The sequence below is a fragment of the Pseudomonas putida S13.1.2 genome (assembly GCF_000498395.2).
Classification (GTDB): domain Bacteria; phylum Pseudomonadota; class Gammaproteobacteria; order Pseudomonadales; family Pseudomonadaceae; genus Aquipseudomonas; species Aquipseudomonas putida_Q.
Map to the genome: position 1 here is coordinate 4,165,013 of NZ_CP010979.1, position 20,789 is coordinate 4,185,801.

At 62.5% G+C, this 20,789-nt stretch carries 23 protein-coding genes and 1 riboswitch; of the genes, 9 read left to right on the forward strand and 14 right to left on the reverse strand.

The genetic code is table 11. The annotated features are described in order from the left end of the window. Positions 1 to 11: 11 nt before the first annotated feature. Together N805_RS18355 and N805_RS18360 are read right to left on the reverse strand one after the other, a co-directional pair. Positions 12 to 1,895, reverse strand: a complete 1,884-nt coding sequence (locus N805_RS18355) for a DUF1302 domain-containing protein (protein ID WP_019472467.1) — start codon at positions 1,893 to 1,895, stop codon at positions 12 to 14. Between the two features lie 332 nt (positions 1,896 to 2,227). Then, positions 2,228 to 3,910, reverse strand: coding sequence for a fatty acid--CoA ligase (locus N805_RS18360; RefSeq protein ID WP_019472468.1), 1,683 nt, complete (start codon positions 3,908 to 3,910; stop codon positions 2,228 to 2,230). 162 nt (positions 3,911 to 4,072) lie between these two features. On the opposite strand from N805_RS18360, the gene N805_RS18365 reads away from it, so the two are divergent. The 3 genes from N805_RS18365 (at position 4,073) to N805_RS18375 (ending at position 6,941) form a co-directional block, all read left to right on the forward strand. Then, positions 4,073 to 5,038 (forward strand): 2-hydroxyacid dehydrogenase, encoded by a 966-nt coding sequence (locus N805_RS18365; protein ID WP_019472469.1) that lies wholly within the window; start codon positions 4,073 to 4,075, stop codon positions 5,036 to 5,038. A gap of 52 nt (positions 5,039 to 5,090) precedes the next feature. Beyond that, positions 5,091 to 6,089, forward strand: coding sequence for a class I SAM-dependent methyltransferase (locus N805_RS18370; RefSeq protein ID WP_019472470.1), 999 nt, complete (start codon positions 5,091 to 5,093; stop codon positions 6,087 to 6,089). A gap of 39 nt (positions 6,090 to 6,128) precedes the next feature. Further along, a riboswitch (yybP-ykoY riboswitch) is annotated at positions 6,129 to 6,268 on the forward strand. Positions 6,269 to 6,356: 88 nt separating this feature from the next. Beyond that, entirely contained in the window at positions 6,357 to 6,941 is a 585-nt protein-coding gene (locus tag N805_RS18375; RefSeq protein WP_016501477.1) for a TMEM165/GDT1 family protein, read from the forward strand. A 137-nt stretch (positions 6,942 to 7,078) separates the two neighbouring features. On the opposite strand, the gene N805_RS18380 is transcribed toward N805_RS18375, so the two are convergent. From N805_RS18380 to N805_RS18395, 4 genes are all read right to left on the reverse strand, one after another. Further along, the gene (locus N805_RS18380) at positions 7,079 to 7,894 is read right to left on the reverse strand and encodes a M48 family metallopeptidase (RefSeq protein ID WP_019472471.1); all 816 of its coding nucleotides are present in this window, start codon (positions 7,892 to 7,894) and stop codon (positions 7,079 to 7,081) included. A gap of 198 nt (positions 7,895 to 8,092) precedes the next feature. Next, positions 8,093 to 8,713, reverse strand: a complete 621-nt coding sequence (locus N805_RS18385; protein WP_019472472.1) for an SOS response-associated peptidase — start codon at positions 8,711 to 8,713, stop codon at positions 8,093 to 8,095. Positions 8,714 to 8,728: 15 nt separating this feature from the next. Next, positions 8,729 to 8,989, reverse strand: a complete 261-nt coding sequence (locus N805_RS18390) for a putative signal transducing protein (RefSeq protein ID WP_016501480.1) — start codon at positions 8,987 to 8,989, stop codon at positions 8,729 to 8,731. Next, a complete protein-coding gene (locus tag N805_RS18395) occupies positions 8,989 to 9,171 on the reverse strand; it encodes a CPXCG motif-containing cysteine-rich protein (protein ID WP_019472473.1) in 183 nt (60 codons plus the stop codon). The genes N805_RS18390 and N805_RS18395 overlap by 1 nt, the downstream gene beginning before the upstream one ends. A 122-nt stretch (positions 9,172 to 9,293) precedes the next feature. On the opposite strand from N805_RS18395, the gene N805_RS18400 reads away from it, so the two are divergent. After that, positions 9,294 to 10,463 carry a 1-acyl-sn-glycerol-3-phosphate acyltransferase gene (locus tag N805_RS18400; RefSeq protein WP_165931664.1) on the forward strand — a complete coding sequence of 390 codons (1,170 nt, stop codon included), beginning with the start codon at positions 9,294 to 9,296 and terminating at the stop codon, positions 10,461 to 10,463. A 117-nt stretch (positions 10,464 to 10,580) separates the two neighbouring features. Here N805_RS18400 and N805_RS18405 read toward each other — a convergent pair whose 3' ends face one another. After that, positions 10,581 to 10,841, reverse strand: coding sequence for a hypothetical protein (locus N805_RS18405; RefSeq protein ID WP_019470527.1), 261 nt, complete (start codon positions 10,839 to 10,841; stop codon positions 10,581 to 10,583). Between the two features lie 159 nt (positions 10,842 to 11,000). Here N805_RS18405 and N805_RS18410 point away from each other — a divergent pair, with 159 nt between their 5' ends. Continuing rightward, on the forward strand, positions 11,001 to 11,207 hold the full coding sequence (locus tag N805_RS18410) for a hypothetical protein (protein WP_016501484.1): 207 nt from the start codon (positions 11,001 to 11,003) through the stop codon (positions 11,205 to 11,207). A 168-nt stretch (positions 11,208 to 11,375) separates the two neighbouring features. Here N805_RS18410 and N805_RS18415 read toward each other — a convergent pair whose 3' ends face one another. Further along, positions 11,376 to 11,960, reverse strand: coding sequence for a YajG family lipoprotein (locus N805_RS18415; RefSeq protein WP_016484885.1), 585 nt, complete (start codon positions 11,958 to 11,960; stop codon positions 11,376 to 11,378). Positions 11,961 to 12,105: 145 nt separating this feature from the next. On the opposite strand from N805_RS18415, the gene N805_RS18420 reads away from it, so the two are divergent. Both N805_RS18420 and mqo read left to right on the forward strand, forming a co-directional pair. Next, positions 12,106 to 12,339, forward strand: a complete 234-nt coding sequence (locus N805_RS18420; RefSeq protein ID WP_019470526.1) for a hypothetical protein — start codon at positions 12,106 to 12,108, stop codon at positions 12,337 to 12,339. 600 nt (positions 12,340 to 12,939) lie between these two features. Continuing rightward, positions 12,940 to 14,448: a malate dehydrogenase (quinone) gene (gene mqo / locus N805_RS18425; protein WP_019470525.1), complete on the forward strand. Its 1,509-nt coding sequence runs from the start codon at positions 12,940 to 12,942 to the stop codon at positions 14,446 to 14,448. Positions 14,449 to 14,613: 165 nt separating this feature from the next. Here mqo and N805_RS18430 read toward each other — a convergent pair whose 3' ends face one another. From N805_RS18430 to N805_RS18445, 4 genes are all read right to left on the reverse strand, one after another. Further along, positions 14,614 to 14,904, reverse strand: a complete 291-nt coding sequence (locus N805_RS18430) for a PA4642 family protein (protein WP_019470524.1) — start codon at positions 14,902 to 14,904, stop codon at positions 14,614 to 14,616. A 68-nt stretch (positions 14,905 to 14,972) separates the two neighbouring features. Next, the gene (locus N805_RS18435) at positions 14,973 to 15,443 is read right to left on the reverse strand and encodes a hypothetical protein (RefSeq protein WP_019470523.1); all 471 of its coding nucleotides are present in this window, start codon (positions 15,441 to 15,443) and stop codon (positions 14,973 to 14,975) included. 51 nt (positions 15,444 to 15,494) lie between these two features. Beyond that, complete coding sequence (locus N805_RS18440) at positions 15,495 to 15,968, reverse strand: WbuC family cupin fold metalloprotein (protein WP_019470522.1); 474 nt, start codon at positions 15,966 to 15,968, stop codon at positions 15,495 to 15,497. Between the two features lie 2 nt (positions 15,969 to 15,970). Beyond that, a complete protein-coding gene (locus N805_RS18445; RefSeq protein ID WP_016501490.1) occupies positions 15,971 to 16,528 on the reverse strand; it encodes a hypoxanthine-guanine phosphoribosyltransferase in 558 nt (185 codons plus the stop codon). Positions 16,529 to 16,689: 161 nt separating this feature from the next. Here N805_RS18445 and upp point away from each other — a divergent pair, with 161 nt between their 5' ends. Further along, positions 16,690 to 17,328, forward strand: coding sequence for a uracil phosphoribosyltransferase (gene upp / locus N805_RS18450; protein ID WP_016501492.1), 639 nt, complete (start codon positions 16,690 to 16,692; stop codon positions 17,326 to 17,328). A 2-nt stretch (positions 17,329 to 17,330) separates the two neighbouring features. Then, the gene (locus tag N805_RS18455; protein ID WP_019470521.1) at positions 17,331 to 18,605 is read left to right on the forward strand and encodes a uracil-xanthine permease family protein; all 1,275 of its coding nucleotides are present in this window, start codon (positions 17,331 to 17,333) and stop codon (positions 18,603 to 18,605) included. A 132-nt stretch (positions 18,606 to 18,737) separates the two neighbouring features. On the opposite strand, the gene hemH is transcribed toward N805_RS18455, so the two are convergent. Together hemH and N805_RS18465 are read right to left on the reverse strand one after the other, a co-directional pair. Beyond that, the gene (hemH, locus tag N805_RS18460) at positions 18,738 to 19,754 is read right to left on the reverse strand and encodes a ferrochelatase (protein WP_019470520.1); all 1,017 of its coding nucleotides are present in this window, start codon (positions 19,752 to 19,754) and stop codon (positions 18,738 to 18,740) included. A gap of 13 nt (positions 19,755 to 19,767) precedes the next feature. Continuing rightward, positions 19,768 to 20,673 (reverse strand): TIGR01777 family oxidoreductase, encoded by a 906-nt coding sequence (locus tag N805_RS18465; RefSeq protein WP_019470519.1) that lies wholly within the window; start codon positions 20,671 to 20,673, stop codon positions 19,768 to 19,770. Positions 20,674 to 20,789 lie beyond the last annotated feature (116 nt).

Sequence of the window (20,789 nt, forward strand, 5' to 3'; positions counted from 1 at the left end):
GATCTGTATGCTTAGAAGTTCACGCCGAAGCTGAGCGCGACGAAGTCACGGTCATCCACGGTGGTGTACTTGCCGTCGAAGAAGTTGGTGTACGACAGGCTCGCCGTGTAGGTGTTCTGGTACTCGGCGTCCAGGCCCAGGCTGACTGCCTTGCGGCCTTCCTCGAAGTTGCCGCCTGGGCCTGGCGAGTAGCCAGATACGTCATGGGACCAGGCCACGCTGGGCTTCAGGTTGACCCCGGCGAAGACGTCGTTGTAGTCCCAGATGGCGCGAGCGCGATAACCCCACGAAGTGCTGGTGGTGAAACCATCGCTGTTGCAGTTGCGCGACAGGTTGGCGGTGGAGCTGCCCAGCCCGGAGCCATTGATGGTGGAGCCGTTGAGCGCAGTACACATGCCACCAGGCAGTTCGCCAGGGCCGTAGACCGGGTCGCGACCATAGCGTGCCTTGCTGGTGCTCTCCAGGCCGCCGACATGCGTAACACCGACTTCGCCCACAACTGTGAGCCGGCTGGCGCCCATGACCTGGTCGAAGAAGTGGGTGAAGGTGGTCTGGAACTGGGTGATTTCCTTGCGCCGGTAGCCGTGCAGGTCCTGGCCCGGTGTGCCCTGGAGCACGGACGCATTACCAAACCCGGCCAGCGGCGTGACACCGGCGAACAGGATATCAGTAGAGTTCAGCTGCACCGGCGCATTAGGGCGATAGCTAAGCTCGCCGCTCCACGCAGTACCGGTAGGCAGCGTGGTGGCGAAGCTCAAACCGTACAGGCGGATATCCTCTGGATACTCGACAAAGTACTGGGAGTTGCCTGCAATGAGCAGCGGACGAAGCCCGGCAAGCGCTGTGGGCGTAAGGCTGTTGGCAAAAGCGAACGCAGCCGGGGAAGCGCCAGTCGCACTGAAGATCGGCGCACGGCTGTGGTAGTTCATGAAGTACGCGCCGAACTCGGTATCCAGCGGTTCGAACATATAGCGGAACGCAACACCGAACTGGCCACTGTCGCGGGCGTCTCGATCGGCACCACGCCTTACCAGCACGCCTTCTTCGTTGTAGTTGACATTGTTGGCGGCCAGCACGCCCCTGGCAATGGCAGGCAGTGCATTGAGGGTGCGGCTGCTGTTGAGCACACGCAGGTTGTCGGTGCAGCCGTCGGCAATGATGTCCGGCTGGGAGAAGAACGTACCGCAGTTATCAACAACCGTCTGGTCCCACTCGATCTGGTAGAAGGCCTCGGCCGACAGGTTGTCGGTCAGGCTTTGCGAGACATAGAACATGTTGACCGGGATCAGGCCTTCCTTGATCTCGGCCCCCGGGCGGCGGAACGCCGACACGTCGATGGGGTTGATCGAGTTGATGCCGCCGCCGATGAAGGTACTTTCACCCCAGCTCACCACCTGCTTGCCCAGGCGCACCGAGCCCGGCTGATCGCCGATGGAGTAGTTGTGGTAGACAAAGGCGTCGAGCAACTGGGCGCCGGACGACTTGGCGCCTTCCTTGCGGCCGGAGTCGCTGATGTCCTTGAACTCGCGGCCTTCGTCCTTCAGCTCGAAGTCGTACCAGTACTTGCCGCGCACGAACACGCCGGTGTCGCCGTACTTGAGCTCCAGGTCGTGGATGCCCTTGAAGATCTTGGAGAAAGTTTCGCCCTTCTTGAAGTTCAGGTGGCCATCGTCGGATGTCTGCGACAGGCCCTTGCCGCCGTTGTTCACCCCGATCAGGTTCTTGTTGGGGTTGGCCGTCGACCAGCTGGCGCCGATGGAGAGCGACGAGTCGAACTGCCCTTCGATTTCACCAATGTTGAAACTGACAGCGAAAGCAGGACTTGCGAGCGTGGAAGCAAGGCTGACGGCCAGGGGCAACTTGGCCCGGCGCCAGAACAGGTTTGCAGATTTCATCGACGCTACTCCATGTACTTTATTGTTATGGCAGTGAGTCCTTTCAAGAACGGCCCGAGCGACCGGTTTGCAGGTTTGCACCTGCGGCGATACGGCTTGCGCGTATCGCCCTCCCCCATTCCTGAAAATCCCCTGGCCCCGACTATAGCCAGCAAGGCACAGGCGCTTGATCCCTCTAAAGTGTGATTTGCGCTCCATGCCGCCAACTCGCTGCAGTGTTGTCCCGGTTGCGGGCTGGCAGAGCTCAAGGATGGCGCATTTCTGCCATTTGGCAAGCCGTCGAGGCCTCTAGCGTGCGGGTCGCGTTCTGACGTTCGCGACCCGCACGGCGCTTACAGCGTGGAAAGGAACGCACTGTTGCTGGCCTGCCACTGGACGATGTCCTGGCGGATGCGTTTCTTGTCGAGCTTGCCGACACTGGTCTTGGGAATTTCAGTAACAACGGCGATCTGGCTAGGAATCGCCCACTTGTTGATGTGCCCTTGCTCGACAAATGGCTTGAGATGCTCCTTGAGCGCCTTGGCATCGATGGCCTGGCCATCGCGCACCACCAGCAGGGCAAACGGGCGCTCGCCCCACTGCGGGTCGGCCACCCCCACCACCGCCACTTCGCGCACGGCTGGGTGACGGCTGATCAGGTCTTCCAGGTCGAGCGAGGAAACCCACTCGCCGCCGGTCTTGATCACATCCTTGATGCGGTCACGAATGTCGATGTAGCCCATGCCGTCGAGGGTGGCGACATCTCCGGTGTGCAACCAGCCCCCCTGCCACAGCTCCTCACTCTTTTCCGGCTCCTTGAAATAGCCCATGGTCAGCCACGGTGCACGCAGCACCAACTCGCCCTGGGTCTCGCCGTCTGCCGGCAGGAAGTTGCCGTCGCCATCGACAATGGCCGCCTCGACCAGCGGCACCGGCACGCCGGCCTTGATGCGGTAGGTGACGCGCTCATCCTCGCTGCCGGCCTGCAGCTCGTCGTTCAGGTGCGCGGCGGAGATCAGCGGGCAGGTTTCGGACATGCCATACGCCGCGGTCAACTGGATGCCACGCGCCAGGGCAGCCTGGTACAGCGAACGGTTGAGCGAGCTGCCGCCAATGATGATCTTCCAGCCGCCGAAGTCCTGCCCTTGCGAGGTCGGGCAGCTGAGCAGCATCTGCAGGATGGTCGGCACGCAATGGGAGAACGTGACCTTTTCCTCACGCCACAGCTTGACCAGCATGTCCGGCTCGTAGCGCCCCGGGTACACCTGCTTCATGCCAAGCATGGTGGCGGCGTAGGGAATGCCCCAGGCATGTACATGGAACATCGGCGTGATGGGCATGTACACGTCGTTGCTGCCCAGCAGGCGCACGCTGTCGATGCTGCCGGTGACCGAAGCTTCGGCCAGGGTGTGCAGCACCAGTTGCCGGTGGGTGAAGTACACACCCTTGGGGTTGCCGGTGGTGCCGGTGGTGTAGAAGGTGGTGGCCACCGAGTTTTCATCGAAGTCCGGGAAATCGTAGCGCGGGCTGGCGGCTGCCAGCAGCTGCTCGTACTCGCCCACCAGGTCCGGCAGCTCGGCGGTCTTGTCCGGACCATCGGTCAGCAACAAGGTCTTTTCAACGGTAGTCAGTTGCCCGGCAATGGCCTGGTAGAGGCCGACGAAATCGCTGTTGACCAGCACCACGCGGTCTTCGGCGTGGTTCATGGTGTAGAGGATCTGCTCGGGCGACAGGCGCACGTTGATGGTATGCACGACGGCGCCAATCATCGGGATGGCGAACATGCACTCCAGGTAGCGGTGGCTGTCCCAATCCATTACCGCCACAGTATCGCCGGCCTTTACCCCGGCCTCGGTCAGCACATTGGCCAGGCGCGCGATGCGCTCGTTGAGCTGAGGGTACGTCAGGCGCAACTGGTCGCGGTAGACGATTTCGCGGGTCTTTTCATAGCGGCTGCCGGACATCAAAAGGCGTTTGATCAGCAGCGGGTAGTCGTAGGCGCCCTCGGCGGGCTTGATGATGCGGGTCTGCAGCATGGGTATCCCTTTTCTGAAAAAGCGGGCCGGACAAGTCTGGGAACTACTGTAGTTCGCGAATGTGACGGCTAAATCAGCCGAAGGAATGATTTGGCTGCGCGGGGTATGAGTGGCATTGTCCGGGGGATGGATCATCCCTGCCCTGCCAACGGAGCCTTACTGATGCCCAGCCCGCGTCGCGCCGTGTTTCTCGATCACCAATCCCTGGACCTTGGTGACCTCGACCTTTCCCCGCTACGAAGCCAGTTCGATGAGTTCGAGCTGTTCGATGCAACCCGCCCTGACCAGGTAAGCCAGCGCCTGCAGGGCGCCGTGGCAGTGGTCAGCAACAAGGTCATGCTCGACGCCGCGACCCTGGCCGCCAACCCACAGCTCAAGCTGATTCTGGTGGCCGCCACCGGCACCAACAATGTCGACCTGACAGCAGCGCGAGCCCAAGGCATCACGGTTTGCAACTGCCAGGGCTATGGCACGCCGTCCGTCGCGCAGCACACGCTCGCCCTGCTGCTGGCGCTGGCCACGCGTCTGTGCGACTACAACCAGGCAGTAGCCGATGGCCAGTGGGCCAAGGCCAGCCAGTTCTGTCTGCTGGACTTCCCCATCGTCGAGCTGGAAGGCAAAACCCTCGGCCTGCTCGGCCACGGCGAACTGGGCGGCGCGGTGGCGCGGCTGGCCGAAGCCTTCGGCATGCGCGTACTGAGCGGGCAGATTCCCGGCCGCCCGGAACGCGCCGACCGCCTGCCGCTGGACGAACTGCTGCCACAAATCGATGCCCTGACCCTGCACTGCCCGCTGAACGAGCACACGCGGCACATGCTCGGTGCCCGCGAACTGGCCTTGCTCAGGCCAGGCGCACTGCTGGTCAACACCGCCCGTGGCGGCCTAATCGACGAGCAGGCCCTGGCCGATGCCCTGCACCGTGGTCACCTGGGCGGCGCGGCTACTGACGTGCTGAGCGTGGAGCCGCCAGTAAACGGCAACCCGTTGCTCGAACCCGGTATCCCGCGGCTGATCATCACCCCGCACAGCGCATGGGGGGCAGTGGAGTCGCGCCAACGCATCGTCGGCCAGCTCAGCGAGAATGCCCAGGCCTTCTTCGCCGGTCAGCCACGCCGCGTGGTCAGCTGAGCGGGGCGCGCACCTCTGCTACACTGCGCCACTTTTTCAGGAGGCGTCGTCCATGGACCCGCGCAGTGAAGTATTGCTCCGCCAGGCAGAGCTGTTCCAGGGGCCGCTGCTGATCGCCGGCGCCCCCGCCGATGGCCTGCTTGGCCAATTGCCGCAGGCCCAGGCCTGGACGTGGCATGCGGGCGATCACGCCATGCTCGACAGCCGCTTCCCCGGCCGCAGCCACTATGGTGTCGAGCCGCCTGAGGTGGCCTTCGACAGCGCCGTGCTGTTCCTGCCCAAGTCCCGCGAGCTGGCTGCCTACCTGCTCAATGCCCTGGCGTCGCGCCTGGCCGGCCGTGAGCTGTACCTGGTCGGCGAAAAGCGCGGCGGCATCGAAGGCGCGGCCAAACAGCTGCAAGCCTTTGGCAAACCGCGCAAGCTGGACAGCGCCCGGCACTGCCAGCTGTGGCAAGTGACCATCGAGCAGGCGCCCGAGGCCAAGCCGCTGGAAAGCCTGGCCGAACGCTTCGAACTGGCCCTGGAAGACGGCCCGTTGCAAGTGGTCAGCCTGCCTGGCGTATTCAGCCACGGGCGCCTCGACCGCGGTACCGCCCTGCTGCTCAAGCACCTCGACGGCCTGCCGAGCGGGCATGTGCTGGACTTCGGCTGTGGCGCCGGGGTATTGGGCGCAACGGTCAAGCGCCGCTATCCACAAAACCGGGTAACCCTGCTGGACGTGGATGCCTTCGCCGTGGCGGCCAGCCGGCTGACGCTGGCGGCCAATGGCCTGGAAGGCGACGTGATCAGTGGTGATGGTATCGACGCGGCGCCCACCGAACTGAGCCTGATCCTGAGCAACCCGCCGTTCCACACCGGGGTGCACACCAACTACCAGGCTTCGGAAAACCTGCTGAAAAAATCGGCCGTTCATCTGCGAAAAGGCGGTGAAATGCGCCTTGTTGCCAACAGCTTCCTGCGCTATCAGCCGCTGATCGAAGGGGCGCTGGGCAACTGCACGGTGCGCGACGACGCTGACGGTTTCCGTATCTATCAGGCAACACATGGATAAAAACAGCGCTTGCCGAAAGCGTTTAGCCTAGGCAGAATCCGCACCGTCCTAGGGGAGTAGTCTCCCGCGAGCACTCAGCTCGCCCGGTACGCGTCAACATACTTGGTCAACAGACCATGGCGCGTGCGACCCACCATGCCAGCCTGCATGGAGAGATCCGCAAAGACGGATCCAGGGTTTGACAAGACCTATGACACGCACACCTTACCCGGGGCGGGGAGGCTGTACGTGTCATAGCCGTGTCGACCCGCCCCCGTAGGAATCCTGATGCTGGAATCTCTGCTGGTCCCCACCGCCATCGTTGCCCTCGCCGAAATCGGCGACAAGACGCAACTGCTCGCGCTCATTCTCGCTGCCCGCTTCCGCAAGCCGTGGCCGATCATTGCCGGCATCATCGCCGCCACCTTGGCCAACCATGCCGCAGCCGGCGCCGTGGGTGCCTGGTTTGGCAGCTTCTTCAGCGACTCGGCATTGCACTGGATCCTGGCCGCGAGCTTCACCGCCACTGCGCTGTGGACCCTGGTACCCGACAAGATGGATGACGACGAGAACCCGGCGCGCCGCTTCGGGCCGTTCCTGACTACGCTGATCGCGTTCTTCCTGGCCGAAATCGGTGACAAGACCCAAGTCGCCACCGTCATGCTGGCGGCGCAGTATCCGCACCTGATCATGGTGATCATCGGTACCACCCTGGGCATGCTGATCGCCAACGTGCCGGTGGTTCTGGCAGGTAACTTCGCGGCAGACAAACTGCCATTGACCCTGATCCGTCGCCTGGCGGCCACGGCGTTCTTCGTGCTGGCCATCGTGGCGGTCTATACGGCGATGAAAGCCAGTGGTTGGGTTGGCTAACTGCAGAAGGGGCCGCTCTGCGCCCCAATCGCCGGCAAGCCAGCTCCCACCCCGACCGCACCGGCTTCAAGCCATGTGCGGTACATGTGGGCGCTGGCTTGCCGGCGATTGGGCTGCAAAGCAGCCCCCTTGCGGTCTTACTGCTTTGCCGCCTGATACAGCGGCATCACCTTCGGAATCGCCGCCTGCAGTGAAGCGATGCGGCTCGCGGATGCCGGGTGAGTACTCATGAACTCAGGCGGTGCACCCTCGGAAGCCTTGCTCATCTTGTTCCACAAGGTGATCGCGGCATTCGGGTCGTAGCCGGCACGCGCCGAAAGCTCCAGGCCAATCAGGTCGGCCTCGTTCTCGTTGGACCGGCTGTTGGGCAAGGTCATGGCGTAGTTGACCACCGTGTCGGCCATGGCCATGCTGCCCTGGCCGAGGCCGAAGATGGCACCGGCACCCTGGCGGGCCATTTCCACACCGTACGCCTTGGACATGGCTTCACGGCTGTGCTCGCGCAAGGCGTGGGCAATCTCATGGCCCACTACTGCGGCAATTTCCGCATCGGTGAGCTTGAGCTGATCGATCAGCCCGGTGTAGACGATGATCTTGCCGCCGGGTCCGCAGTTGGCGTTGAGCTCGTCGCTCTTGATGACGTTGACTTCCCAGTTCCATTGCGCGGCATCCGGCCGGAACTTGGGCGCCTGAGCGATCAGGCGGCTGGCGATTGCCTGCACACGCTTGGCATCGGCGCTGGACTTGTCGAGCACACCTTTGCTCGATGCTTCTCCCAGGGTCTGCTGGTACGACTGGGCGTACATCTGGTTGACCTCATCGGTCGAGAGCATGCTGAACATGTACTGCTGGCGCTCGACGCCAACAGCACCGCCGCTGGTGGTGTTCACCGCCTGGCAACCGGCCAGCAGGATGCCAGCACTGAGCAGGCTGACGACAAAAGACTTACGCATGAAAACACTCCCTTTTTACATGCGGCGTATCCTAGGCCGAGTCAGCAGTGCCCGCTATAGCCGTAGGGAAGATTTTCTTCAGCTGTACCGGCCTCTTCGCGGGCATGCCCGCTCCCACAGGTATTTCATTTCCCCCAGGTATACCGAACAACCTGTGGGAGCGGGCGTGCCCGCGAAAGGGCCAGTGCAGGCAGAGCATCAGGCCGGGGTCAGGCACTCCGGCGCATCCAGTTTCGGGTCATTGACGAAATTGGCCAAGGCCCGTTCCCGCAAGGTTGCCGACGGGCTGGCCAGCAACTCGTGCAAGCGGGTAACCGGCGTATCCGGGTCAAGCCAGGCCGCCTGCCCCGCCTCGTCCAGTATCAGCGGCCGACGCTGGTTCATGGCTGCCTGGGTCACCACTGCACAGCTCAGCCACACCTGGTCCTGCACCGGGTAGGCCTCCCACACTGCCGCAAAATACAGCGACGAGCCCTCCCCCGGGGTCAGCCAGTACGGGCGTTTACGCACGCTGCCACGCCACTCGTAAAAGCCGTTGGCCGGCATCAGGCAGCGACGCTGGCGAAATGCATCGCGAAACATTGGCTGCTCGGCCAGGGTTTCGGCGCGGGCGTGAGCAGGGGTACGGGACAGGTCGGTGAGCCAGGCCGGAGTAAGCCCCCAGCGCGCCTTGGCCAGTTGCTGCTGGCCATCGAGCTGGCGCTGGATCAGCACCGAAGCCCCGGGTGAAATGTTCCATTGGGCCGGCTGGCCTTCGGGGAAGCCAGGCAGGCTGGCAAGCGCCTGGGGCCAGCGAAACAGGGCATAACGTCCACACATGGGCGAATTCAGAACCTAGCAGATCAAGGTACCGGGGAAGCTCTCCGGTTCGTCGCCAACCAGTGGCTGGGCATCATTGTACGCATCGATCAGCTGCCGTGCGTACTCGGCCTGCTCATCCGCTACCGCAAGCCCGAGCAGGCCTTGCAGGGGCAGTTCGCCTACGCCCCCCATCAAGTCACGGCCTACCAGCTGCACGTTGATGCCTTCACTGGCCAGCATGCCGACCAGCATTTCGGCTTCGAGCAGGTTTTCAGGTTCGTAGATCCGTCGCATCAGTCATTCTCACCAAAGACATCCAGCATCCACTCCTCGCCATGGACCTGCAGCACGAAGCGGATAGGCTTGCAGCACACCTGACAGTCCTCGATGTACTCCTGATCACCACCGGACAGGTCCACCGTGGTTTCGACTTCTTCGCCACAATAAGGGCAATCGTAGTTCGCAGTTTCCAGCATCGCGGCCTCCGGGGTGACTTATGCGTATAATTGCCGGTCTGTTTACAGGGCCTGTGTGTGTCCGAGCCGTTTATCGGAGCCCGCCCCTACCTTATTACCCTAGCCGTTTCCAACAAGAGAGCATGATGGGCGAATTCGATGCCATCCGACCGTACGACGACGCTGAGGTCCCTGCCGTTCTGGCACGCCTGCTCAGCGACCCGGCATTCCTCGATATCCTCACCCACTTCCGCTTCCCGCGTGCGGCCGGTGCTCTCGGCTGGTTGCTCAAGCCACTGATTGCACGCCGCCTGCGCAAGGAATTCGCCGGCGTCACCTGCGTTTCGACCCTGCAGGACAAAGTCGAGTATTACGTCGACCAGACCATCGACCGCGCCACCGACGGTGTTACCTATTCGGGCGTGGAACAGCTCAAGGCCGGCACCGCCTATCTGTTCCTGGCCAACCACCGTGACATCGTCATGGACCCGGCGTTTGTCAACTACGCGGTGTACCACGCAGGCTTGCCCACCCCGCGCATTGCCATTGGTGACAACCTGCTGCAAAAGCCGTTTGTCAGCGACATGATGCGCCTGAACAAGAGCTTCATCGTGCACCGCTCGATCAGCGGGCGCCGCGAGAAGCTGGCGGCTTACCAGTTGCTCTCGGCCTACATCAACCACTCGATCCGCAACGACGCCGCGTCGATCTGGATCGCCCAGGCCGAAGGCCGCGCCAAAGATGGTGACGACCGTACCGATTCGGCGATCCTCAAGATGTTCCACATGAGCCGCAAGGACGAGCCGTTCGGTGCAGTCATCCAGAGCCTGAACCTGACGCCGGTGTCGATCAGCTACGAATACGACCCATGCGACCAGGCCAAGGCCCGCGAGCTTTACATCCGCGCCACCACCGGTACCTACACGAAGGCGCCGGGCGAGGATGACAACAGCATCGCCAAGGGCATTACCGGCTACAAGGGACGGGTGCACATCAACTTCACCCCGCCAGTGACCGCGTACCACGAAGACACCAAGCAGCTGGCAGCGGAAATCGACCGGCAAATCCTTGGCGGTTACCGCCTGTTCCCGGTGCATTACCTGGCGTATGCGATGTGGGACAGCAAGGATGAGGCGCTGCAGGTGCCGAGTGCCGAGAAAGTGTTCCCGGCGGACGAGCTGGCCAAGGCCAAGGAAGAATGGCAACGCCGCCTGGATGCCTGCCCCGAAGAGCAGCGGCCTTACCTGGTGTTGCAGTATGCGACGCCGGTGCGTAACCAGTACCAGGTCAGGCAGCAGGCACCTGTAGCCTGAAAGATTGCCGGGGCTGCTTTGCAGCCCATCGCGACACAAGGCCGCTCCTACAGGGGGGCGCGATCTCTTGTAGGAGCGGCCTTGTGTCGCGATGGGCCGCAAAGCGGCCCCAATTTCTCAGACCCAGGTACTGAACCAGGACAGTAGCAGCGCCATCGCCAGGCAAGCGAACCCGAGGATGTAGAAGTACTTGGGCACCCGCAGCTCGAACGCGTCCACCACCCCCTCCTCCACTGCCATGTATTCGCGGGCCTCGGCCTCGCGTCGGCGTGCGCTGTGCAGCAGCAACCCGCCTGGGCAGGTCAGCAGCAGCGCCAGCAGATTGATCAACTTGGTGGGATGGGCGGCCAGGAACCCCCAGAGCACTTGCAAGGACATCACGCAACCTCGGTGTGAGCAGCGGCAAAGGCACGCATTCTACCCAAGTCGCTCTTCGGCGCCCGGCATGGGCGACAAAGTGTCATTAAATTTCATCTGTCATCGGCTCGTCATCTGAACAGGCCACCCTGTCGGCCTTCCATGACCCGGAGCTTGTTCATGTTGCACGCCGAAAACCAGGACCGACTCTACCTCGTTGCCCAGAGCGATGAACAACAGGCGTTGATCGATGGTTTTGCCATCAATGTGCAGGACCGCCAGTGGCTGGTCTACTGTGCGCTGGGCGGGCATGTACATGAAGATTTGCCAGAGGTGGATGCCGGGACGGGCTTCAGCTTGCTGGATTTCTACGTAGAAGCAGCGTAAGCCTGAACCGGCCTCTTCGCGGGTGAACCCGCTCCCACAGGGACCACACCGAATCCGAGGCCTGCGCTGTACCTGTGGGAGCGGGTTTACCCGCGAAGAGGCCAGCACAGGCTACAAAAAACCCGCTACCTGGCACAGGGAGCGGGTTTTTTTCATCCAGCCAAACGCTTACTGGCCCAGCACCTGCCCGATGGTCGGGTCTTTGAACAGGCGGGTCAGGGCATCGCTCAGCACATCACCCACCAGCTGGGTATTGGTGTCCTGGTTCGGCGCCATGCCGAAACGCTGGTCCAGCGAAGCGCCGTAACGGCCGCTGTAGCTGCGCCCGCCATTGCGCACGTCGGCGCGGAAGGTGGCGCCGATGGTGGCCTCGGTCACGTACAGGTTGTCTTTGGGCGACTGATATTTCAGCTCGGCCAGGGTCACGGTCAGCTGGGGTGCACCAGAGGCGTTCGGCGTTGGGGTGAAGCCGAGCAGGCGCACCGCAGCTTCGGCCTGGGCCTGCAGCTTGGGCACCACGTCGTTCCCGCTGACGCTGATGGTGCTGGTCTCGGGGTACATGCCACCACGGGTGCCCAAGGATTGCGAAGGCCGGCCGTCAACCACCCGCACTACGACCGGCTGGCCGTGACCCACAGGTGCGAGCTGGGCCTTGAGCGTGGGTTGCGGGTTGAGTTGTTGCGGGCTGTGGGCACAACCGACCAGGCTGAGGCTGGCCACGGCGATCAAACCGAACAACAGACGTTGCAACATGCGCGTTTCTCCAGAAAATGCGGCAAAGGCCCACAGTATACCTAGCCAGGCACAGACCAGTCATCGGCGCGAACCGCTTGTCACAATCGTTTCATGGCCCCGCCCTTATCCTTGCGCCAAGCCCTCACGCAAAGGACTCGCCGCCATGGCCTCGCTCTGGACCCTGCTCTTCCAACGCCCGCGCCACCTCACCTACGCCCGCCTCGATGGCCAAGGTAAATGCCTGGCTTTCAAGCAATGCAGCCAGGTGCCAAGCGGCAGCGGCTGGGTCCAGGTCGGTGAAATCCAGCTGGCCTGGCTGGGCCGCGAGCTGCCCGTCGACGCCCGGGTTTGCGCCCGCGCAAGCCGCCGCTGGCACCAGCGCATCCTCGCGGCCTGACAAACGCTGCAATAAAAACCACGAATGGCGACATTTCTGCCCGCGACATCGCTATAATCTCCCCCCGATTATAAGGACGTCTCCTGATCGGGCCCCGCATTCGCCGATTGACCCCGGCAACTACACCGCTTCGCCCACAGAGAGCCTTCCACTCAGGTCTTGCATCGGCTGTCGTGCCTGCTTTTCCGGCCCTTCACACTGCATGAACCTGCGGGTTGCCATCGCGCAGTCCCCTTTTGAGGTTCACGTCTCCAAAAGAGCGTGAAAAAACGGTTTTCACAACTTCACAAGAGTGTGGCGAGCAAATGAACAGTCTGGCATGTGCAAAAGCGGCAGATGTGTCCCGAACAGCCCTGAACAGGCGGCAAATGCGCTCATCCCGTATGAGTGTCTGAACCGTTCCATAACGCACGCACGACACCTTGACCATAAGTCGAATTGCCGCACCCGTGGCAAACGGCGTTCAATAGCTGAACCCGAAGACTGATTGGCGGTGTCCGCGGAAGTTGCAAGAACTGCGAAAAGTCGGACATGGCGACCCTGGCTACCCCAGGTCCTATGCTGTCAATTAGGTAGCTGTAGATTGTGGAGACGCGTTAAATGGCGCAGAACGAATCGGTTGATGTAGTACTGGTAGGCGCGGGCATCATGAGTGCCACCCTGGCCGTACTGCTGAAGGAGCTTGACCCGACCCTGAAGCTTGAGGTCGTCGAGGCGATGGACTCCGGAGCCGCGGAAAGCTCCAACCCCTGGAACAACGCAGGCACCGGCCACGCTGGTCTGTGCGAGCTTAACTACACGCCCCAGGCCGCCGATGGCAGCATCGACATCAAGAAGGCCGTGCACATCAACGCCCAGTTCGAGGTGTCGCGCCAGTTCTGGGCCTACCTGAGCAAGAAGGGCAACTTCGGCTCGGCGCGTGCGTTCATCAACCCTGTCCCGCACCTGAGCTACGTCGAGGGTGACAAGGGTGTTTCCTTCCTCAAGAAGCGCTTCGAGCTGCTCAAGCAGCACCATGCCTTCGCTGACATGGAATACACCGAAGACAAGGCGGTGATGAGCGACTGGATGCCGCTGATGATGCCAGGCCGCCCGGCCGACCAGCACATTGCAGCTACCCGCGTAGCCAAAGGCACCGACGTCAACTTCGGCGCCCTGACCAACAAGCTGCTCAAGCTGCTGGGCGACTCGCCGGACGCGCAGGTGAAATACAGCAAGAAGGTCGTCGGCCTGCGCCGTAACGGCAAAGGCTGGACCGTGAGCATCAAGGACGTCAACAGCGGCGGCAGCCGCGAAGTCGACGCCCGCTTCGTCTTCCTCGGCGCCGGTGGCGCGGCCCTGCCGCTGCTGCAGGTCTCGGGCATCCCGGAAAGCAAAGGCTTTGGCGGCTTCCCGGTCAGCGGCCAGTGGCTGCGTTGCGACAACCCGGAAATCGTCAAGCAGCACCAGGCCAAGGTCTACAGCCAGGCCGCCGTAGGCGCCCCGCCGATGTCGGTACCGCACCTGGATACCCGCGTTGTGGACGGCAAGACTTCGCTGCTGTTCGGCCCGTACGCCGGTTTCACCACCAAGTTCCTCAAGCACGGTTCGCTGATGGACCTGCCGCTGTCGGTGCGCATGGGCAACATCGGCCCGATGCTGGCCGTGGCCCGTGACAACATGGACCTGACCAAGTACCTGGTCAGCGAAGTGATGCAGTCGATGGAGCAGCGCCTGGAAGCCCTGCGTCGCTTCTACCCGCAGGCCAAGGCCGAAGACTGGCGCCTGGAAGTGGCGGGTCAGCGCGTGCAGATCATCAAGAAAGACCCGAAAAAAGGCGGCGTGCTGCAGTTCGGTACCGAGCTGGTCTCGGCCCAGGACGGCAGCCTGGCCGCACTGCTCGGTGCTTCGCCAGGCGCTTCGGTGACCGTGTCGATCATGCTGGAACTGATCGAACGCTGCTTCCCCGAGCAGGCCAAAGGTGCCTGGGCTGCCAAGCTCAAGGAAATCTTCCCGGCGCGCGAGAAGACCTTGGCAACCGATGCTGCCCTGTACCAGAAAATCAGTGCCGACAACGACGTGGCGCTGGACCTGGTGGAAAGCAGCCCGGCGGCCAAGCACTACGCCTGAACCGCCCGGTAACGAAAAAACGCCCCTCGGGGCGTTTTTTTATGCCTGCATCTCTATCAGCCTGTGCTGGCCTCTTCGCGGGCTTGCCCGCTTCCACAGGTTCGGCACTGCCCTCACCCCTGTGGGAGCGGGCGAGCCCGCGAAAGGGCCAGCACAGGTTGAAGATCAGCCGCGGGCCTTGTCGATGATCTCGATGTACTCAGGCGCATTGCGCTGGTCGGCAATCTGCTCGACGAAGGTCTTGCCGTGCTCGTCCTTGCCATCCAGGTCCAGGCCTGCTTCGACAAAGAAGCCGACAAAGCGCTCGAAATCGTCGACACGCAGCCCACGGTAGGCCTTGACCAGCTTGTGGTGCGACGGCGAGGTCACGCCATCGGCCGGTTCGAACTGGAGGAACGACTTGATGTAGTCGTCGCTGATTTCGTCGCCGATTACCTGTTTCTTGTCTTTACGCATTGCCGACTCCAACTGGACCATCACGGGATTTCGAAGGCCGGCAGTTTACCCCTCGCAGGCCGCGTGCCTCAACGCGTACGTACGGTGCCGGTGTGCAGGTCGGCCCAGATATGGCCGTTGCCATAGGTGAGAAACTGCACGTACAAGGTCTCGTTGCGCAGCAAGTCCATGATTACCCGGTAGTCACTGACCGGGTAATTCAGGCTCAAGGTGCGGCTTTTTTCGTCATACACGGGCTTCTTCAGGCTCTTGGCCGCTTCGCCGTCGAAGGTCAGCAGCACCTGGGCAATGGTCGCGCCCTTGCTCAACGGTTTGCCCTTCAGGCGCACCTGCAACGACGAGGTGATCGGGATCGGCTGCTGGTCGGACTGGCGCTGGGCCCCCACCACCACCGAGTAGTCGGTCACTTGCAGCAGTTGCTGGCCGGTCGGCGCTTCCTGGCGCAAGGACTGATCATCGGGAGGCAGGAACTGGCTGTGCAGGGGGGCGGCGGCGAGTGGCATGCTGACGGCCAGCAGGAGGGGGAAAATCGCACGCATGTGAGGCTCCTTGTATGAAGGAGCACTCTAGCATGCCGGGTGCAGGCAACCTCAATCGAACTGCGCGAGCATCCAGGCCTGGTACTCGGCCACGCCGGCTTCCCCCTCGCGCGGCGCCCAGTGTGCATGTTCGCCTTCGCCCACCGGCCGGTAAGGCCCGGCCTTGCATTCGAACAGGATGCTGTCCGGCTCCAGCACCACCAGCCCATGGTAGGTACCGGGTGCCAAGTCCACACCCAGGCAGTCACCGCCTGCCTGCAGCACTCGCTTGTCTGTCACTGCGCCCTGCTCATCGAAGATCAGCAAGCCCAGGCGGCCCTTGAGCACGATCAGGCCTTCGGCCTTGTCGTCGCTCAGGTGGCGGTGCGGCGGAATGTAGGTACTGGGCTGTAGCCCGACCGCCATGCGGTGGCAGGGCTCTTCCATCTCATGGAAATTATGGTGCTGCCGCCCGCGCGGGTTGGCGGCAGCCTTTTCGGCCAGCCCGGCGAACAGCGATTGGTCGATGAACGCAGGCTGGCGCATGGTCACAGCCCCTTGACGGCGAAAATGCCGTTGGCATTGCGCCAGTAGCCTTTGTAATCCATGCCGTAACCGAAAATGTAGCGGTCGACACATGGCAGGCCCACGTAGTTGGCCTTGAGGTCCGGGCTGGCCTTGCGGTCGTGGTCCTTGTCGATCAGGACCGCGGTGTGCACCGAGCGCGCGCCGGCATGCTTGCAGAACTCGATGATGGCGCTGAGGGTGTGGCCTTCGTCGAGGATGTCGTCGACGATCAGCACATCGCGGTCGATGAACGACACTTCCGGCTTGGCCTTCCAGAACAGCTCACCGCCGCTGGTCTGGTTGCGGTAGCGGGTAGCGTGCAGGTACGAGGCTTCCAGCGGGAACTGCAGGTGGGTCAGCAGTTTGCCAGAGAAAATCAGGCCACCGTTCATCACGCAGAACACCACCGGGTTCTTGTCGTGCAGGTCCTTGCAGATCTGCTCGCCGACTTTGGCGATGGCCGCTTCGACTTCGGCTTCGGTGTACAGGCAGTCAGCTTCACGCATGACTTGACGGATGTGCTCGAGATCGGCGGACATGGCGCTCTCCGGGGGGGCATTTTGGAAAAGCGGGCAAAGGTACGCATCCGCTCGTCCCAGATCAAGCATTTATGGACTAACGTCCAGAATGACCAGACGACAGCACAGGCTGAATAGATTAATCTAGCGCGGTTTTTTTGCCCGCCTTTCGGAGCCCCCCTATGCCCACTCGTGAGATCCGCCACCCGCTGATCCGCCACAAGCTCGGCCTGATGCGCCGTGCCGATATCAGCACCAAGAATTTTCGCGAACTCGCCCAGGAAGTCGGCGCGCTCCTGACCTATGAAGCCACCCAGGACCTGCCACTCGAAACCTACGAGATCGACGGCTGGTGTGGCAAGGTGCAAGTTGAAAAAATCGCCGGCAAGAAGATTACCGTAGTCCCCATCCTGCGCGCCGGCATCGGCATGCTTGACGGCGTGCTCAGCCTGATCCCGGGTGCCAAGGTCAGCGCCGTCGGCGTTGCCCGCAACGAAGAAACTCTCGAAGCCCATACCTACCTGGAAAAGCTCGCGCCAGACATCAACCAGCGCCTGGCCCTGATCATCGACCCGATGCTGGCCACCGGCGCTTCGATGGTCGCTACCATCGACCTGCTGAAAAAGGCCGGCTGCAAAGAGATCCGCGCCATGGTGCTGGTCGCCGCGCCAGAGGGCATCGAAGTGGTGGAAAAAGCCCACCCGGACGTGAAGATCTACACCGCCTCGATCGACCAGCGCCTGAACGAACACGGCTACATCGTGCCGGGCCTGGGCGATGCCGGTGACAAGATCTTCGGCACCAAGCAAAAGGACGCCTGACCATGCAGGACGGCTTCAACGACCCGCTCTGGCGCCAGGTCGTTTCGGGCGCGCAGATGCTCTTCGTGGCATTTGGCGCGTTGGTGCTGATGCCACTGATCACCGGCCTCGACCCGAACGTCGCGTTGTTCACCGCAGGCATCGGCACGCTGCTGTTCCAGCTGGTTACCGGCCGCCAGGTACCGGTGTTCCTGGCCTCCAGCTTTGCCTTCATCACCCCGATCATCCTCGCCAAGGGCCAGTTTGGCCTGGCCGAGACCATGGGCGGCGTGATGGCGGCCGGTTTCGTGTACACCTTCATGGGCCTGATGGTAAAAATCAAAGGCACCGGTTTCATCGACCGCATGCTGCCGCCTGTGGTGATTGGCCCGGTGATCATCTCCATCGGCCTGGCCATGGCACCGATCGCTGCCAACATGGCAATGGGCAAGGGTGGCGACGGCGTTGCGTTGATGCCCTACAAGACCGCCATGCTGATCTCCATGCCAGCCCTGCTGACCACCTTGATCGTCGCTGTGTTCGGCAAGGGTATTTTCCGCCTGGTACCGATCATCTCTGGCGTGCTGGTGGGCTTTGCCCTGTCGTTCGCCTTTGGTGTGGTCGACACGGCCAAAATCGCCGCTGCACCGTGGCTGGAAATCCCCAATTTCACCGCACCGGCGTTCAACTGGCAGGCCATCCTGTTCATCGTCCCGGTTGCCCTGGCACCGGCGATCGAGCACATCGGCGGGGTGATTGCGGTCGGTAGCGTGACCGGCCGTGACTACCTGAAAAAGCCTGGCCTGCACCGCACCTTGCTAGGTGACGGCCTGGCCACCACGGCAGCCGGCCTGTTCGGCGGCCCGCCCAACACCACCTACGCCGAAGTGACTGGCGCGGTGATGCTGACCAAGAACTACAACCCGAAGATCATGACCTGGGCGGCGGTCTTCGCCATTACCCTGGCGTTTATCGGCAAGTTCGGCGCGCTGCTGCAAAGCATCCCGGTGCCAGTAATGGGCGGTATTCTTTGCCTGCTGTTCGGTTCGATCGCGGCAGTGGGCATGAACACCATGATCCGCCACAAGATCGACCTGGCCGAAGCGCGCAACCTGGTGATCGTGTCGGTAACCTTGGTGTTCGGTATCGGCGGCGTGCTGATCGGCAGCGGTGACGGCCCGGATGACTGGGGCCTGAAGGGCATCGCCCTGTGCGCCATCGTGGCGATTGCCCTGAACCTGATCCTGCCGGGCAATGATGGCTGGAAGCACAAGAAACTGGATGATCAGTTGCCTTGATCCGGCTTTAACCTCAGCCGGCCCTATCGCCGGCAAGCCAGCTCCCACAGGTACACCACAGGTTTCAGAGACTGTGATGCTCTTGTGGGAGCTGGCTTGCCGGCGATAGGGTCGGTATAGGCAGCCGCAATGTCAGGCCTTTTCGCACATATCAGCCAACACCCTCACCCACTCGGGGTGATCATTCAGGCACGGCACCAGCACCAGCTCCCGCCCGCCCGCCTCGACAAACTGTTCGCTGCCCCGCATGCCGATCTCTTCCAGCGTCTCGATGCAATCGGCCACGAACGCCGGGCACATCACCAGCAACTTCTTTACGCCGGCCTTGGCCAGCTCATCCAGCCGCGTCTCGGTGTAGGGCTCGATCCACTTGTCCCGCCCGAGCCGAGACTGGAACGATACCGACCATTTGCCATCCGGGATGCCCATTCTCTGCGCAAAGGCTTTGGCCGTAGCCAGGCATTGCCCGCGGTAACACACCGCACGCACCTCGGCGGATGCACCGTGGCAGCAATCAGCGGTACGCAGGTCGTGCTTGCTGCCCTTGGGAAACAGCTTCTTCAAGTGCCGCTCCGGCAAGCCATGGAAGCTCAGCAGCAGGTGGTCGTAATCCTGTTCCAGGTAAGGCCGGGCGCTGGCCGCCAGCGCCTCGATGTAGTCAGGGTGCTCGTAGAACGGCTGCAGCACACGCATCTGCAGTGGCAGCTGGCGTTCGTTGATCACCTGTTTTGCCAGCTCGACCACAGTGGTCACGGTACTGTCGGCGAACTGTGGATAAAGCGGCGCCAAGGTCACCTTGCGCACGCCTTGGGCTGCCAGGCGTTCCAGCACTTCGGGCAAAGCTGGCTGGCCATAGCGCATGGCGATTTCCACCGGGCCACGGGGCCAGTGCTCGACCATTGCTGACTGCAGACGACGGGTGAGCACCACCAGCGGCGAGCCCTCCTCCCACCAGATCGAGCCATAGGCATGCGCCGACTGCTCCGGGCGCTTGACCAGGATCAGCGACACCAACAGGCGCCGTACCGGCCAAGGCAGGTCGACCACGTACGGGTCCATGAGAAACTGGTTGAGGTAGCGGCGCACATCGGCCACCGAGGTGGAAGCCGGGGAACCCAGGTTGACCAGCAGCAGGGCGTGATCGGTCATGCAGCGTCCTATGTCAGAGGCGGCTGGACAGGTTGTCCAGGGCCGATTGCAGATCGTTGAAGCGGAAAGTGAAGCCAGCCGCCAGCAAGCGTACCGGGCGTGCCCGCTGCCCGCCCAGCAGCAAGGTCGACATCTCGCCCAGGCCAGCCTTGAGCAACAATGCCGGCACTGGCAGCAGCGCCGGCCGATGCAGGGCCCGACCCAGGCGCCTGGCGAACTCGCGGTTGCGCACCGGCTCCGGGGCGCAGGCATTATAAGGACCGCTGGCATCGTTGTGCTGCAAGAGAAAATCAATCAGGGCGACCTGGTCGTCTATATGGACCCACGGCATCCACTGCCGTCCATTGCCCAATGGCCCGCCCAGCCCGAGCTTGAAGGGCACGCGCAGGCGCGACAAAAAGCCGCCATCGCTGGCCAGCACCAGCCCGGTGCGCACCAATACCACGCGGATACCCTGTGCCTGGGAGCGCTGGGCCGTCTCTTCCCAGGCAATGCACAACTGGCTGGCGAAATCTTCGCGCACCGGGGGCGAAGCTTCGGTCAGTTCGCGTTCGCCACCGTCACCGTACCAGCCCACTGCGGAGCCGGAGATCAGCACGTGTGGGCGTTGCTCACGGGTGCCCAACCAGGTCAGCAGTTGCTCGGTCAGGGTGACCCGGCTGGCCCACAGCAGGTTGCGTCGGGCAGCCGTCCAGGGCCGATCGGCAATCGGCGCACCGGCCAGGTTAACCACCGCATCAAGGTGATCGTCCGCCTCCAGTTGCTCCAGGCGGGCGATGCCACGTACGCCACTGCCACATATTTTTGCCACCTGTTCAGGTCGCCGGCTCCAAACCGTAAGCCGATGCCCCTGGCCTAGCCAGTACTGGCAAAGATGCTTGCCAATCAAACCGGTGCCACCTGTCAGCAATATATGCATGGCTGTGTCCTCGCAGAATGCGGCGGTGGTCTATTTTTAACATCAAGGCACTTTTTTGACCCGACGCTCTCGGATAAACATAGGCCAACCTGACCGCCAAAGCGGAATAACCTTAT

Excerpts from the sequence above, each read along its gene's own strand:
- N805_RS18380 (WP_019472471.1), bottom strand. The coding sequence starts at position 7,894 with ATGCGTAAGTCTTTTGTCGTCAGCCTGCTCAGTGCTGGCATCCTGCTG.
- hemH (WP_019470520.1), bottom strand. The coding sequence starts at position 19,754 with ATGACCGATCACGCCCTGCTGCTGGTCAACCTGGGTTCCCCGGCTTCC.
- mqo (WP_019470525.1), top strand. The coding sequence starts at position 12,940 with ATGGCGCAGAACGAATCGGTTGATGTAGTACTGGTAGGCGCGGGCATC.
- N805_RS18455 (WP_019470521.1), top strand. The coding sequence starts at position 17,331 with ATGCAGGACGGCTTCAACGACCCGCTCTGGCGCCAGGTCGTTTCGGGC.
- N805_RS18420 (WP_019470526.1), top strand. The coding sequence starts at position 12,106 with ATGGCCTCGCTCTGGACCCTGCTCTTCCAACGCCCGCGCCACCTCACC.
- N805_RS18365 (WP_019472469.1), top strand. The coding sequence starts at position 4,073 with ATGCCCAGCCCGCGTCGCGCCGTGTTTCTCGATCACCAATCCCTGGAC.
- N805_RS18405 (WP_019470527.1), bottom strand. The coding sequence starts at position 10,841 with ATGTCCTTGCAAGTGCTCTGGGGGTTCCTGGCCGCCCATCCCACCAAG.
- upp (WP_016501492.1), top strand. The coding sequence starts at position 16,690 with ATGCCCACTCGTGAGATCCGCCACCCGCTGATCCGCCACAAGCTCGGC.
- N805_RS18360 (WP_019472468.1), bottom strand. The coding sequence starts at position 3,910 with ATGCTGCAGACCCGCATCATCAAGCCCGCCGAGGGCGCCTACGACTAC.
- N805_RS18410 (WP_016501484.1), top strand. The coding sequence starts at position 11,001 with ATGTTGCACGCCGAAAACCAGGACCGACTCTACCTCGTTGCCCAGAGC.
- N805_RS18435 (WP_019470523.1), bottom strand. The coding sequence starts at position 15,443 with ATGCGTGCGATTTTCCCCCTCCTGCTGGCCGTCAGCATGCCACTCGCC.
- N805_RS18395 (WP_019472473.1), bottom strand. The coding sequence starts at position 9,171 with ATGCTGGAAACTGCGAACTACGATTGCCCTTATTGTGGCGAAGAAGTC.
- N805_RS18415 (WP_016484885.1), bottom strand. The coding sequence starts at position 11,960 with ATGTTGCAACGTCTGTTGTTCGGTTTGATCGCCGTGGCCAGCCTCAGC.
- N805_RS18445 (WP_016501490.1), bottom strand. The coding sequence starts at position 16,528 with ATGTCCGCCGATCTCGAGCACATCCGTCAAGTCATGCGTGAAGCTGAC.
- N805_RS18430 (WP_019470524.1), bottom strand. The coding sequence starts at position 14,904 with ATGCGTAAAGACAAGAAACAGGTAATCGGCGACGAAATCAGCGACGAC.
- N805_RS18390 (WP_016501480.1), bottom strand. The coding sequence starts at position 8,989 with ATGCGACGGATCTACGAACCTGAAAACCTGCTCGAAGCCGAAATGCTG.
- N805_RS18400 (WP_165931664.1), top strand. The coding sequence starts at position 9,294 with ATGATGGGCGAATTCGATGCCATCCGACCGTACGACGACGCTGAGGTC.
- N805_RS18370 (WP_019472470.1), top strand. The coding sequence starts at position 5,091 with ATGGACCCGCGCAGTGAAGTATTGCTCCGCCAGGCAGAGCTGTTCCAG.
- N805_RS18385 (WP_019472472.1), bottom strand. The coding sequence starts at position 8,713 with ATGTGTGGACGTTATGCCCTGTTTCGCTGGCCCCAGGCGCTTGCCAGC.
- N805_RS18465 (WP_019470519.1), bottom strand. The coding sequence starts at position 20,673 with ATGCATATATTGCTGACAGGTGGCACCGGTTTGATTGGCAAGCATCTT.
- N805_RS18440 (WP_019470522.1), bottom strand. The coding sequence starts at position 15,968 with ATGCGCCAGCCTGCGTTCATCGACCAATCGCTGTTCGCCGGGCTGGCC.
- N805_RS18375 (WP_016501477.1), top strand. The coding sequence starts at position 6,357 with ATGCTGGAATCTCTGCTGGTCCCCACCGCCATCGTTGCCCTCGCCGAA.
- N805_RS18355 (WP_019472467.1), bottom strand. The coding sequence starts at position 1,895 with ATGAAATCTGCAAACCTGTTCTGGCGCCGGGCCAAGTTGCCCCTGGCC.